General features: G+C 60.1%; 10 protein-coding genes. 9 read left to right on the top strand and 1 reads right to left on the bottom strand.

The window, feature by feature from the left end:
• Nucleotides 1-82 precede the first annotated feature (82 nt).
• From BB029_RS05620 to BB029_RS05580, 9 genes are all read left to right on the top strand, one after another.
• The gene (locus tag BB029_RS05620) at nt 83-1,684 is read left to right on the top strand and encodes an ABC transporter substrate-binding protein (RefSeq protein ID WP_065938506.1); all 1,602 of its coding nucleotides are present in this window, start codon (nt 83-85) and stop codon (nt 1,682-1,684) included.
• Between the two features lie 258 nt (nt 1,685-1,942).
• A complete protein-coding gene (locus BB029_RS05615) occupies nt 1,943-3,571 on the top strand; it encodes an ABC transporter substrate-binding protein (RefSeq protein WP_065938505.1) in 1,629 nt (542 codons plus the stop codon).
• A gap of 364 nt (nt 3,572-3,935) precedes the next feature.
• A complete protein-coding gene (locus BB029_RS05610) occupies nt 3,936-5,480 on the top strand; it encodes an ABC transporter substrate-binding protein (RefSeq protein ID WP_371914612.1) in 1,545 nt (514 codons plus the stop codon).
• Between the two features lie 171 nt (nt 5,481-5,651).
• On the top strand, nt 5,652-7,049 hold the full coding sequence (locus tag BB029_RS05605) for an OprD family porin (RefSeq protein ID WP_027604856.1): 1,398 nt from the start codon (nt 5,652-5,654) through the stop codon (nt 7,047-7,049).
• Between the two features lie 80 nt (nt 7,050-7,129).
• The gene (locus tag BB029_RS05600; protein ID WP_027604857.1) at nt 7,130-8,725 is read left to right on the top strand and encodes an ABC transporter substrate-binding protein; all 1,596 of its coding nucleotides are present in this window, start codon (nt 7,130-7,132) and stop codon (nt 8,723-8,725) included.
• A 76-nt stretch (nt 8,726-8,801) separates the two neighbouring features.
• Entirely contained in the window at nt 8,802-9,812 is a 1,011-nt protein-coding gene (locus tag BB029_RS05595) for an ABC transporter permease subunit (protein ID WP_003215992.1), read from the top strand.
• A 10-nt stretch (nt 9,813-9,822) separates the two neighbouring features.
• Nucleotides 9,823-10,734, top strand: coding sequence for an ABC transporter permease subunit (locus tag BB029_RS05590; protein ID WP_065938503.1), 912 nt, complete (start codon nt 9,823-9,825; stop codon nt 10,732-10,734).
• Between the two features lie 10 nt (nt 10,735-10,744).
• A complete protein-coding gene (locus BB029_RS05585) occupies nt 10,745-11,713 on the top strand; it encodes an ABC transporter ATP-binding protein (protein WP_065938502.1) in 969 nt (322 codons plus the stop codon).
• On the top strand, nt 11,713-12,684 hold the full coding sequence (locus tag BB029_RS05580; RefSeq protein WP_016971590.1) for a peptide ABC transporter ATP-binding protein: 972 nt from the start codon (nt 11,713-11,715) through the stop codon (nt 12,682-12,684). The genes BB029_RS05585 and BB029_RS05580 overlap by 1 nt, the downstream gene beginning before the upstream one ends.
• A 109-nt stretch (nt 12,685-12,793) precedes the next feature.
• On the opposite strand, the gene BB029_RS05575 is transcribed toward BB029_RS05580, so the two are convergent.
• Nucleotides 12,794-13,039, bottom strand: coding sequence for a hypothetical protein (locus tag BB029_RS05575; RefSeq protein WP_027604860.1), 246 nt, complete (start codon nt 13,037-13,039; stop codon nt 12,794-12,796).
• Nucleotides 13,040-13,083: the final 44 nt, after the last annotated feature.

Genomic DNA, 13,083 nt, shown 5'->3' with positions numbered 1-13,083 from the left:
GCAAACCTGAACGGCGGTAACCTCGGTGACCGCCGTTTTCGTTTGGGCAGCGTTTATATGCCTGCCACTTCTAGGGGTCTCCATGGAAAGAACCACCTTCAAACCGCTCCTCCTTGCCGCAGGCCTGCTGGCCTTTATGCCGATGGCCCATGCAGCCAGCACCCTGGTCTACTGCTCCGAAGCCAGCCCCGCCGGTTTCGACCCCAGCCAGTACACCAGCGGCACCGACTTCGATGCGTCCGCCGAAACCGTGTTCAACCGCCTGACCCAGTTCAAGCGTGGCGGCACTGAAGTCGAACCGGGCCTGGCCACACGCTGGGAGGTGTCCAAGGATGGCCTGGCCTACACCTTCCACCTGCGCGAAGGCGTCAAGTTCCACACCACTGACTTCTTCAAACCCAGCCGCGATTTCAATGCGGATGACGTGCTGTTTACCTTCAATCGCCTGCTGGATGCCGAGAGCCCGTTCCGCAAGGCCTACCCTTCCGAATCGCCGTACTTCACCGACATGGGCCTGAACACCACGATCAAGAGCGTCGACAAACTCGACGAGCACACCGTGCGTTTCAACCTGAACAACGTCGATGCCTCGTTCGTGCAGAACCTGGCCATGAGTTTCGCCTCCGTGCAATCGGCCGAGTACGCCGCCCAGCTAATAAAGGAAGGCAAGGCCGAAGACATCAACCAGAAGCCGGTGGGCACCGGGCCGTTTGTATTCAAGCGCTACCAGAAGGACTCGCAGATTCGCTACGTGGCAAATAAGCAGTACTGGAAGCCCGAGGATGTGAAACTCGACAACCTGGTGTTCGCCATCACCCCGGACGCCGCGTCGCGCCTGCAAAAGCTCAAGGCCGGCGAATGCCAGGTCAGCGGCTACCCGCGCCCGTCGGACATCGAGGTGATAAAGCAGGACCCCAACCTGCGCGTGCTGCAGCAAGCCGGTTTCAACCTGGGCTTCCTGGCCTACAACGTGACCCACCCACCGCTGGACCAGCTCAAGGTCCGCCAGGCCCTGGACATGGCCATCGACAAGCCGGCTATCATCAAGGCGGTGTACCAGGGCGCCGGACAATTGGCGCAGAACGCACTGCCACCCGCGCAGTGGTCTTATGACCCGACCATCAAGGATGCCCCGCACGATCCGACCAAGGCCCGCGCGCTACTAAAAGAAGCAGGGGTTGCACCGGGCACTACCATCAACCTGTGGGCAATGACCGTCCAGCGCGCTTCCAACCCGAACGCGCGCATGTCGGCCCAGATGATCCAGCAGGATTGGGAGAAAGTCGGCATCAAGGCCAATATCGTCAGCTATGAGTGGGGCGAATACATCAAGCGTGCCAAAAATGGCGAGCACGATGCGATGATTTATGGCTGGACCGGCGACAACGGCGACCCGGATAACTGGCTCGGCGTGCTCTACAGTTGTGCCGCGGTCAAGGGCAGCAACTACGCCAAATGGTGTAACCCGGCCTACGACAAACTGGTGCAGCAGGCCAAGGTCAGCAGTGACCGCGAGCAGCGCATCAAGTGGTATCAACAGGCACAAAAAATTCTTAAAGAACAAGTACCTATAACGCCCATTGCAAACTCGACGGTTTTCCAACCCCTGCGCAAGGAAGTGAAGGACTTCAAGATCAGCCCCTTTGGGCTGACACCGTTCTACGGCGTGAGTCTAGATAAGTAACAGCAATGCCCCAACCGAGTGCGCTAGACGCCTCGGTTGACCCTCTCTGGTGCACCTTGTGCACCGAAAAAAACCCATAAATACGTTCAAATATGTCAAAACTTTCATAATTGCGACATTCCTGTACGTTCGTACCACTCTTTCCGCCTTGCGACGGTTCAGCATCTTGCAATGGGTATGGCGCCTGCATAAGTATCCGCAGGCCGACTCACGAGGTCGCCCTCACCACCAAAAATGACAACAAATCATGAGGCCAACATGCTTAAACACGCAGTCCTTCCGTTATTAGTGAGCGCTGGCCTTATGGCCGCGGCCCCATTCGCTCAAGCGGCGAATAACCTGGTGTTCTGCTCCGAAGGGAGCCCGGCCGGTTTCGACCCAGGCCAGTACACCACCGGAACAGACTTCGATGCTTCGGCCGAAACCATGTTCAACCGCCTGAGCCAGTTCGAACGAGGCGGCACCGCCGTTGTTCCTGGCCTGGCCACCAGCTGGGACGTGTCCCCGGATGGCCTGACCTACACCTTCCACCTGCGCGAAGGCGTCAAGTTCCATACCACCCCATACTTCAAGCCGACTCGTGAATTCTCGGCTGACGACGTCCTGTTCACCTTCAACCGGATGATCAACAAAGACGATCCATTCCGTAAGGCCTACCCCACCGAGTTCCCGTACTTCACGGACATGGGGATGGACACCAATATCAAGAACATCGAGAAGGTCGATGCCCACACCGTCAAGTTCACCCTTGGCACCGTGGACGCCGCGTTCATCCAGAACCTGGCCATGAGCTTCGCTTCCATCCAGTCGGCCGAATACGCCGCCCAGCTGTTGAAAAACGGCACGCCCCAGGACATCAACCAGAAGCCGGTCGGTACTGGCCCGTTCGTATTCAAGAGCTACCAGAAAGACTCGAACATTCGCTACACCGGCAACAAGGACTACTGGAAACCTGAGGACGTGAAGATCGATAACCTGATCTTCGCCATCACCACCGACCCGTCGGTGCGTATCCAGAAGCTGAAGAAAAACGAGTGCCAGATCACCCTGTTCCCACGTCCGGCCGACCTCAAGGCGCTGGGTGAAGACAAGGACCTGAAACTGCCGCACCAGGCCGGTTTCAACCTGGGCTATGTCGCCTACAACGTCATGGACAAGGTCAAGGGCAGCGACCAGCCCAACCCACTGGCTGACCTGCGCGTGCGCCAGGCGCTGGACATGTCGGTGAACAAGCAGCAGATCATCGACTCCGTCTACCAGGGCGCAGGCCAACTGGCGGTCAACGCCATGCCGCCAACCCAATGGTCCTACGACACCACCATCAAGGACGCCAAGTACGATCCCGAGAAAGCCAAGGCGCTGCTCAAGGAAGCGGGTGTCAAGGAAGGTACCGAGATCGTTCTGTGGGCGATGCCGGTTCAGCGCCCGTACAACCCGAACGCCAAGCTGATGGCCGAAATGCTGCAAAACGACTGGTCCAAGATCGGCCTGAAGGTCAAGATCACCAGCTACGAGTGGGGCGAGTACATCAAGCGTTCCAAAGGCGGCGAGAACCAGGCCATGATCATTGGCTGGAGCGGCGACAATGGTGACCCGGACAACTGGCTGAACGTGCTGTTCGGCTGCGACTCCCTGGCCGGTAACAACTTCTCCAAGTGGTGCGACAAGAAATTCGACGGCGTCGTGAAAGAAGCCAAGGCTACGTCGGACGTCGCCAAACGCACCGAGCTGTATAAGCAGGCGCAACATATCCTCAAAGATGCAGTCCCGATGACACCTATCGCGCACTCGACGGTGTATCAACCCATGCGCAACACCGTACAGGACTTCAAGATCAGCCCGTTTGGCCTGAACTCCTTCTATGGCGTGAGCGTAAGCGGCAAGTAAGGACCAATGACGGCGACGTTTCATAACGTCGCCGTTATTGCATCCGCCTGGACCGTAGGCAATAGACCACGCTCGTAATCGCCGCTTCCTACAGCTGCGAACTGCGACAAGTAGCTCTTTTGCCTACAAGGTCAGTCCAATTTGGCGCATTTACTGCGCAGTCCGCGACCCATACCGTCGTAGGACAGCAGAGGCTCCAACCTGGGAAAGGCACTTGCTGTGTGTGGGATCAGTAATGTCCCCCTGGCCGTACGCCAGGGTGATTGCTTGCTGATGACAACTACAAACAAGGATCGGGATCGTCATGCGCCATACCACCGTTCTATCCGCAATTTTTGGCACCAGCCTGCTGGCCGTAGCCACGATGGGCCAGGCGGCCGACAAGAAGAGCCTGGTGTTCTGCTCCGAAGGCAGCCCGGCAGGGTTCGACACCGCGCAGTACACCACCGCCACCGATAACGATGCGGCCGAGCCGCTGTACAACCGCCTGGTTGAGTTTGAAAAGGGAGCGACCAACGTCGTACCTGGGCTGGCGACCAAGTGGGACATTTCCGAAGACGGCCTGACCTACACCTTTCACCTGCGTGAAGGGGTGAAATTCCACAGCAACAAGGAATTCAAGCCAACGCGAGATTTCAACGCCGACGACGTGCTGTTCACCTTCAACCGCATGCTTGACCCCGACCACCCGTTTCGCAAGGCCTACCCGACTGAGTTTCCGTACTTCAACGGGATGAGCCTGAACAAGAATATCGCCAAGGTCGAAAAAACCGACCCGCATACCGTGGTGATGACGCTGAACTCGGTCGACGCTGCGTTCGTGCAGAACATCGCCATGAGCTTTGCCGCCATCCTGTCGGCCGAATACGCCGAGCAGTTGCTCAAGGAAGGCAAGCCCAGCGATATCAACCAGAAGCCGATCGGCACTGGTCCCTTTGTCTTCCAGCGCTATCAGAAAGACTCGCAGATCCGTTATGTGGGCAACAAACAGTACTGGGACCCGAGCAAGGTCAAGCTGGACCAGCTGATTTTTGCCATCAACACCGACGCCTCGGTGCGCGTGCAAAAGCTCAAGGCAGGCGAATGCCAGGTCACCCTGCACCCGCGCCCGGCCGACGTCGACGCGCTCAAGGCCGACCCGAACCTGCAATTGCTGACCAAGCCGGGCTTCAACTTGGGCTACATCGCCTACAACGTGCGCCACAAGCCCTTCGACCAGCTCGAAGTGCGCCAGGCGCTGGACATGGCGGTGAACAAGCAGAGCATCCTCAACGCCGTGTACCAGGGCGCGGGGCAGTTGGCAGTCAATGCCATGCCGCCGACCCAATGGTCCTACGACGACAGCATCAAGGACGCCGCCTACAACCCGGAAAAAGCCAAGGAACTGCTCAAGGCCGCCGGCGTGAAGGAAGGTACCGAGATCACCCTGTGGGCGATGCCGGTGCAACGGCCGTACAACCCCAACGCCAAGCTGATGGCCGAGATGCTGCAAAGCGACTGGGCCAGGATCGGACTGAAGGTCAAGATCGTCAGCTACGAGTGGGGCGAATACATCAAGCGCACCAAGAACGGTGAGCACGATGTCAGCCTGATCGGCTGGACCGGCGACAACGGCGATCCGGACAACTGGCTGGGCACCCTCTACAGCTGCGACGCCATCGGCGGGAACAACTACTCCATGTGGTGTGACCCGGCGTACGACAAGCTGATCAAGCAAGCCAAGGTCGTGACCGACCGCGAACAAAGGACTGTTCTGTACAAACAGGCACAGCAACTGCTCAAGCAGCAGGTGCCGATCACACCCGTCGCCCACTCGACGGTCAACCAGCCGTTAAGCGCCAAAGTCGAAGGCTTCAAAGTAAGCCCCTTCGGCCGCAACGTGTTCTCGGGCGTCAGCATTACCCCATAAGAAAATAACCGGATTGCAGGGAGCGAAGTTGGCTCTCTCGCAAACGTGCAGCCTTTTATTGGGAAATTTCCTACGGCAAACGTTTGCAACAGCTTGATCGAGTTACACACCCAATAGCCGGATCACCAAAAAAGACCGGCATTAAAAAGAGAACCAAAGGAGCTTCAACCCATGAAACTGAGCAGCAAAGCGCTTCTGGCCTTGGCCATCAGCAGCATCACGGCCACCGCCTATGCTGAACCCGCCAGCCAGGACTTCGTTCCGACCACATTGGCCGGCGCCAGCGCCCAAAGCGAGGCCAAAGGCTTTATTGACGGTCAAAGCCTGGGCGGTACAACCCGTAACTGGTACTCCAGCGAGAAGAAATTCCGTGGCCAGCGTTTCTCCTATGAGAAACACAATCAGACGCGCACCGACGCAAACCGCACAAACTGGGTACAAGGCACCATCCTCAATTACTCCTCGGGCTTCACCCAAGGCACCGTGGGGGTGGCGACCGAAGTCGCGGCTTACAACGCCGTGGTCCTGGACCGCAGCAAGCGTGATATCAAGGGCGGCTCCAACCGTACCCTGGCTGACTCCGACGGCGATGCAGTAGGCCAGTGGAGCAAACTGGGCCTGGCGAACGTCAAGTTCCGCGTGTCCAACACCACCTTGACCGCCGGTCGCCAGAACTTCAGCAGCGGAATCGTCGACACCATCGGCAACCGTGCCCTGCCTTCGAGCTTCGAGGGTGTGAGCTTCAACAGCGAAGAGTTCAGCAACTTGTCGTTCCAGGGCGGCATCTTTGATCGCGTTTCGCCGCGTACCGAACAAAGCCTGTCGAAATTCCGTTCCGAGTACGGCAATGGCCAGGAAACCGACAAGGTCAAGACCCTGGGCTTCAACTACCAGCCGTTCAAGAGCCTGAAAACCAGCGTGTTCGCCGCTAACGTCGAAGACTTCTGGAACCAGTACTACTTCGGTGCCACCCACGAATTGGGTGATGCACAGACCCTGGCACTGACCACCGGCCTGAACTACTACAAAACCACCGACACCGGCAGCAAGAAGATGGGCAACATCGACAACGACACTTACTCGTTGTCCCTGGGGCTGACCCACCAGGCCCACAGCCTGACCTTCTCGTACCAGGAAGTTAACGGTGACGAGTACTTCGACTACCTGCACGAAACCAACGGCATCTACCTGGCCAACTCCCTGACCTCTGACTTCAACAGCCCGAACGAGAAGTCCTTCCAGATCGCCTACGGCATCAACATGGCCGAATACGGCGTGCCGGGCCTGAAGTTCAACGTCTACTCGGCGCGCGGCTGGGGCATCGACGGTACTCACTACAACGGTACCGCCTACGGTGAAGCCGGCGCTTCGCGTAGCGACCTGCGCCTGATGGACGGCGAGAAACACCAGGAATACGGGGTTGGCACGTCCTACGCGATTCAGAGCGGCCCACTCAAGGCCACCACCATCCGTGGCACCTACGTGACTCACCGCGCCAGCGCACAACAGGCTGACGGCAACATCAAAGAGTTCCGCCTGGTCACCACCATCCCGTTCAACATTCTTTAACTAGCACCAGGTAGACGGCAGGCTCAGGACGAGCCTGCCGTCTACGCTTGTCTGGTCCCATCGATTGCAGAGGGCTCTGAATGAAAATGCTCCCGCTACAAGCTGCCGTTGCCGCTGCGCTGTTAAGCGTGGCTATCGGCGTATCGGCCAAACCCCTGGTGGTCTGCACCGAAGCCAGCCCGGAGGGTTTTGACCCGGTCCTGTACACCACGGCCGTCACCGCCGATGCCGCCGCAGAAACCATGTTCAACCGCCTGGTGGACTTCAAGCCCGGCACCACCGAGATCGTGCCAGCGCTCGCCACTTCCTGGGAAATCAGTGACGACGGCCTGACCTATACCTTTCATCTGCGCGACGACGTCAAGTTCCACACCACCGACTACTTCAAACCCACGCGCAACATGAATGCCGACGACGTGCTCTGGAGCTTCCAGCGTCAACTGGACCCGAAACACCCGTGGCACAACAAATCCAGCGTGGGCTACCCGTACTTTGAAAGCATGGGCTTCAAGGAACTGCTCAAGAGCGTGGAGAAGACCGATGACCATACCGTGGTCTTCACCCTGACCCGCCCTGAGGCACCGTTCCTGGCCGATGTCGCGATGCCGTTCACCGCCATCCACTCCGCCGAGTACGCCGACAAGCTACTCGCCGCCGGCAAGACCGAAGAGCTCAACAGCAAGCCGATCGGCACCGGCCCGTTCATTTTCACACGCTACCAGAAGGACGCTCAGGTGCGCTTCAAGGCCAACCCGGAGTACTTCCGTGGCAAGCCTCCGGCCGATCCGTTGATCCTGGCCATTGCGGTCGACAACAACGTGCGCCTGCAGAAGCTCAAGGCCAACGAATGCCAGATCGCGCTGTATCCCAAGCCCGACGACCTTCCCAGCATCAAGAAAGACCCGAACCTGAAGGTCGCCGAACTGGCGGCGATGACCACCGCATACACCGCCCTGAACACCACCCACAAGTACATGAGCGACGCGCGGGTGCGTCACGCGATCAACATCGCGTTCGACAAGAAAGGCTACAACGAATCCCTGTATGGCAAAGGCAACGCCGTGGATGCCACCGGGCCGTATCCGCCGACCCTGCTGGGCTTCAACGATAAGCTGAAAAACCCTGAACGCGACCTGGACAAGGCCCGCGCCCTGCTCAAGGAAGCCGGTGTACCGGAAGGCACCGAGTTCACCCTGTTCACCCGTAACGGCGGTGGCCCGACCAACCCGAATCCGATGCTCGGCGCCCAGCGCATGCAGGCGGATCTGGCGCAGATCGGCCTGAAAGTGAACATCAAGGTCATGGAGTGGGGCGAGATGCTCAAGCGCGCCAAAGCCGGCGAGCACGACATGGTTTCCGCCGGCTGGGCCGGTGACAACGGCGATCCGGATAACTTCCTTACGCCGAACCTGAGTTGCGATGCAGCGAAAAACGGCGAAAACTACGCCCGCTGGTGTAACAAAGAGTTTCAGGACTTGATCGATAAGGCCCGCGCCGACGCTGAACCCCAGCAGCGGGCCGCACTCTATCAACAAGCCCTGGAGGTTTTCGACAAGGACCAACCGTGGATTCCCATGGCGTACCCGAAAATGTTCACCGCCATGCGTAAAAACGTCGAGGGTTATACCCAAAGCCCTCTGACGAACAATAACTTCGCCACCACCCAGGTGAAGTAAATAAGAGAAACGCTCGGCACCGCCCACCAGGACGGTGCCGAACCTGCCTAACCGGCTGATTGAGGTACACCACAAGATGTTTAGTTTTATTGCCCGCCGACTGGGGTTATTGATCCCCACGTTTTTCGGCATCACGTTGCTCACGTTTGCGTTGATACGCATGATCCCTGGCGACCCTGTCGAAGTCATGATGGGCGAGCGGCGCGTCGACCCCGAGATGCACGCACAGGCAATGGAACGCCTTGGCCTTAACAAGCCGCTGTACGCGCAATACCTGGACTACGTCGGCAAGCTCGCCCACGGCGACCTTGGCGAATCCCTGCGTACCCGTACCAGCGTGTGGACCGAGTTCACCGCCCTCTTCCCGGCGACCCTGGAACTGTCCATGGCCGCCCTGTTGTTCGCCGGCATCCTGGGCCTGTTGGCCGGGGTGATCGCGGCACTCAAGCGAGGATCCCTGTTCGACCACGGGGTGATGGGCATCTCCCTGGCGGGCTATTCGATGCCGATCTTCTGGTGGGGCCTGATCCTGATCATGTTCTTCTCCGTGAGCCTGGGCTGGACCCCGGTGTCCGGGCGCATCGACCTGCTCTACGACATCGAGCCGCGCACCGGCTTCATGCTGATCGACACCCTGCTGGCCGACGAGCCGGACGCGTTCTGGGATGCGCTGCACCACCTGATCCTGCCGGCCATCGTGCTCGGCACCATCCCGTTGGCAGTGATCGCGCGGATGACCCGTTCATCCATGCTCGAAGTGCTGCGCGAAGACTACATCCGCACCGCCAAGGCCAAGGGCCTGTCGCCGGCGCGCGTGGTGTTCGTGCACGGCCTGCGTAACGCGCTGATCCCGGTACTCACCGTGGTCGGCCTGCAAGTCGGCACCCTGCTGGCCGGTGCGGTGCTGACCGAAACCATCTTCTCGTGGCCCGGCATCGGCAAATGGCTGATCGAAGCCATCGGCGCGCGGGACTACCCGGTGGTGCAAAACGGCATCCTGCTGATCGCCTGCCTGGTGATCCTGGTGAATTTCGTGGTGGACATCCTCTACGGCTTCGCCAACCCACGCATCCGTCACCAGCGCTGAGATCATGACCATGACCACACCTACTCCAGTGTCAGCAGTCGATCAAAGCCTGCTGTACCCGTCGCCGTACAAAGAATTCTGGCAAGCCTTTTCCAAGAACAAGGGCGCGGTTGCCGGCCTGCTGTTCATGTTGCTGATCGTGTTCTGCGCGATCTTCGCCCCTTGGGTAGCGCCGCATAACCCGAGCGAGCAATACCGCGATTTCCTGCTGACCCCGCCGTCGTGGCTGGAAGGCGGGCAGATCCAGTTCCTGCTCGGCACCGACGAACTGGGCCGCGACCTGCTCTCGCGCCTGATCCAGGGCTCGCGCCTGTCCTTGCTGATCGGCTTGTCGTCGGTGGTGATGTCGCTGATCCCGGGCATCCTGCTGGGTCTGTTCGCCGGTTTCTTTCCGCGCCTGCTCGGCCCGACCATCATGCGCCTGATGGACATCATGCTGGCCCTGCCCTCGCTGCTGCTGGCGGTTGCGATTGTCGCGATCCTCGGCCCTGGCCTGATCAACACCGTGATCGCCATCGCCATCGTGTCGCTGCCGTCCTACGTACGTCTGACCCGCGCTGCGGTGATGGGCGAGCTGAACCGTGACTACGTGACTGCCGCCCGCCTCGCCGGCGCCGGCCTGCCCCGCCTGATGTTCATCACCGTGCTGCCTAACTGCATGGCACCGCTGATCGTGCAAGCGACCCTGAGTTTCTCTTCGGCGATCCTCGATGCCGCCGCCCTGGGCTTCCTGGGCCTTGGCGTACAACCGCCAACCCCGGAGTGGGGCACCATGCTGGCTTCGGCCCGTGACTATATCGAACGCGCCTGGTGGGTGGTGAGCCTGCCTGGCCTGACCATTTTGCTCAGCGTGCTGGCAATCAACTTGATGGGTGACGGCCTGCGCGATGCGCTGGACCCGAAACTCAAGAACGCCGCCTGAGGAGATTCCCATGTCACTGTTAGAAATCAAGAATCTCAACGTCCGCTTCGGCGACAAGACCGCCGTGCCGGTGGTCGATGGCCTCGACATTGCCGTCGACAAGGGCGAAGTCCTGGCGATTGTTGGCGAGTCGGGCTCGGGTAAATCCGTGACCATGATGGCGCTGATGGGCCTGATCGAGCACCCCGGCATCGTCACCGCCGACGCCCTGAACTTCGACGGCAAGGACATGCTCAAGCTGAGCAACCGCCAGCGCCGCCAGATCGTCGGCAAAGACCTGGCGATGGTGTTCCAGGACCCGATGACCGCGCTGAACCCCAGCTACACCGTGGGTTTCCAGATCGAAGAAGTGCTGCGCCTGCATCTGAAGATGTCCGGCAAGCAAGCCCGCAAGCGCGCCATCGAGCTGTTGGAAAAAGTCGAGATCCCGGGAGCCGCCAGCCGTATGGACGCCTACCCGCACCAACTGTCCGGCGGTATGAGCCAGCGTGTGGCCATCGCCATGGCGATTGCCGGCGAGCCGAAACTGCTGATCGCCGACGAACCGACCACGGCATTGGACGTCACCATTCAAGCGCAGATCATGGACCTGCTCCTGGCCCTGCAAAAAGAGCAGAACATGGGCCTGGTGCTGATCACCCACGACCTGGCAGTGGTGGCTGAAACCGCCCAGCGCGTGTGCGTGATGTACGCCGGCCAAGCCGTGGAAGTCGGCCAGGTGCCGCAGTTGTTCGATATCCCGGCGCACCCGTACAGCGAAGCGCTGCTCAAGGCGATCCCCGAGCACAGCCTCGGCGCCACGCGCCTGGCCACGCTGCCGGGTATCGTGCCCGGCCGCTATGACCGCCCGCAGGGTTGCCTGCTGTCGCCACGCTGCCCGTATGTGCAGGAAAGCTGCCGTGCCCAGCGGCCCGGCCTTGATCCGAAAAGCAACAGCCTTGCGCGCTGCTTCTACCCCTTGAACCAGGAGGTGGCGTAATGGCCGTCGTTCTTACCGCCCGCGACCTGACCCGTCATTACGAAGTGTCCCGTGGCCTGTTCAAGGGCCACGCCACCGTGCGTGCCCTCAACGGCGTGTCCTTCGAACTGGAAGCCGGCAAGACCCTCGCGGTTGTAGGCGAGTCAGGTTGCGGCAAATCCACCCTGGCCCGTGCGCTGACGCTGATTGAAGAGCCATCCTCGGGCTCGTTGAAAATCGCCGGCCAGGAAGTCGCCGGTGCCGACAAGGCCCAGCGCAAGCAATTGCGCAAAGACGTGCAGATGGTGTTCCAGAGCCCGTATGCCTCGTTGAACCCACGCCAGAAGGTCGGTGATCAACTGGGCGAGCCGCTGCTGATCAACACCAACCTGTCCGCCGCCGAACGCCGCGAGAAAGTGCAGGCGATGATGAAGCAAGTGGGCCTGCGCCCTGAGCATTACCAGCGCTACCCGCACATGTTCTCCGGTGGCCAGCGCCAGCGGATCGCCCTGGCCCGCGCGATGATGCTGCAACCGAAAGTGCTGGTGGCGGATGAACCTACCTCGGCGCTGGACGTGTCGATCCAGGCCCAGGTGCTCAACCTGTTCATGGACCTGCAGCAGGAATTCAACACCGCCTACGTGTTCATCTCCCACAACCTGGCGGTGGTGCAGCACGTCGCCGACGATGTGATGGTGATGTACCTCGGCCGCCCGGTGGAAGTGGGCCCCAAGGAAGACATCTACGCGCGCCCCCTGCATCCGTACACCCAGGCGCTCCTCTCGGCCACCCCGACCATTCATCCGGATCCGAACAAACCGAAGATCAAAATCGTGGGCGAGTTGCCCAACCCACTGAACCCGCCGCCGGGCTGCGCTTTCCACAAGCGCTGCCCGTATGCGACGGCACGTTGCAGCAGCGAGGAGCCGCAGTTGCGCGCGCTGGATAACCGTCAAGTGGCTTGCCACTACGCGGAGCAATTCGTGGCCTAAAGCATCGCTGCCTCCCTAGAGGAGCCAGCACGCAGCGGTCATGCGTTTTACAGCCCTTCCCGTCAGGTTGCGCATCAACCTGGTGGGAGGGGCTTTCTTTTGGGCACGGTTAACTGTCGCCGTCGTCATAGGTTTCGCTGTCTTCCCCTTCGTTATAGGGGTTTTCTGCATCTTCCTTGGGCGCAGGCTGGGCCTGGGGTTGCCAACTGCCGGAGTTGACCTCGTTCTGCTTTTTCTTGGTGACCGGCCCCGTGTCTTTCCACTGCGGCGCTCCTGCGCCCGCCAGTGCCGGAAGGGGCGCCAGCCCCAGGACGGCCAGCAACACCAGAGGGATGGCGCGTTGAGCATTTCGCACGGTGATCTCCTTTGCAGTCGGTGGTTAAACGCTAGACCCGATGC

It is taken from the genome of Pseudomonas sp. S3E12 (assembly GCF_001702295.1).
Taxonomy (GTDB): domain Bacteria; phylum Pseudomonadota; class Gammaproteobacteria; order Pseudomonadales; family Pseudomonadaceae; genus Aquipseudomonas; species Aquipseudomonas marginalis.
Note: the sequence above shows the minus strand (reverse complement) of the source record. Positions and strands in the feature narration are given on the sequence as shown.

Bases quoted from the DNA above. Each gene is read 5' to 3' on its own strand.
- BB029_RS05620 (WP_065938506.1), top strand. From the start codon at position 83: ATGGAAAGAACCACCTTCAAACCGCTCCTCCTTGCCGCAGGCCTGCTG.
- BB029_RS05615 (WP_065938505.1), top strand. From the start codon at position 1,943: ATGCTTAAACACGCAGTCCTTCCGTTATTAGTGAGCGCTGGCCTTATG.
- BB029_RS05610 (WP_371914612.1), top strand. From the start codon at position 3,936: ATGGGCCAGGCGGCCGACAAGAAGAGCCTGGTGTTCTGCTCCGAAGGC.
- BB029_RS05605 (WP_027604856.1), top strand. From the start codon at position 5,652: ATGAAACTGAGCAGCAAAGCGCTTCTGGCCTTGGCCATCAGCAGCATC.
- BB029_RS05600 (WP_027604857.1), top strand. From the start codon at position 7,130: ATGAAAATGCTCCCGCTACAAGCTGCCGTTGCCGCTGCGCTGTTAAGC.
- BB029_RS05595 (WP_003215992.1), top strand. From the start codon at position 8,802: ATGTTTAGTTTTATTGCCCGCCGACTGGGGTTATTGATCCCCACGTTT.
- BB029_RS05590 (WP_065938503.1), top strand. From the start codon at position 9,823: ATGACCACACCTACTCCAGTGTCAGCAGTCGATCAAAGCCTGCTGTAC.
- BB029_RS05585 (WP_065938502.1), top strand. From the start codon at position 10,745: ATGTCACTGTTAGAAATCAAGAATCTCAACGTCCGCTTCGGCGACAAG.
- BB029_RS05580 (WP_016971590.1), top strand. From the start codon at position 11,713: ATGGCCGTCGTTCTTACCGCCCGCGACCTGACCCGTCATTACGAAGTG.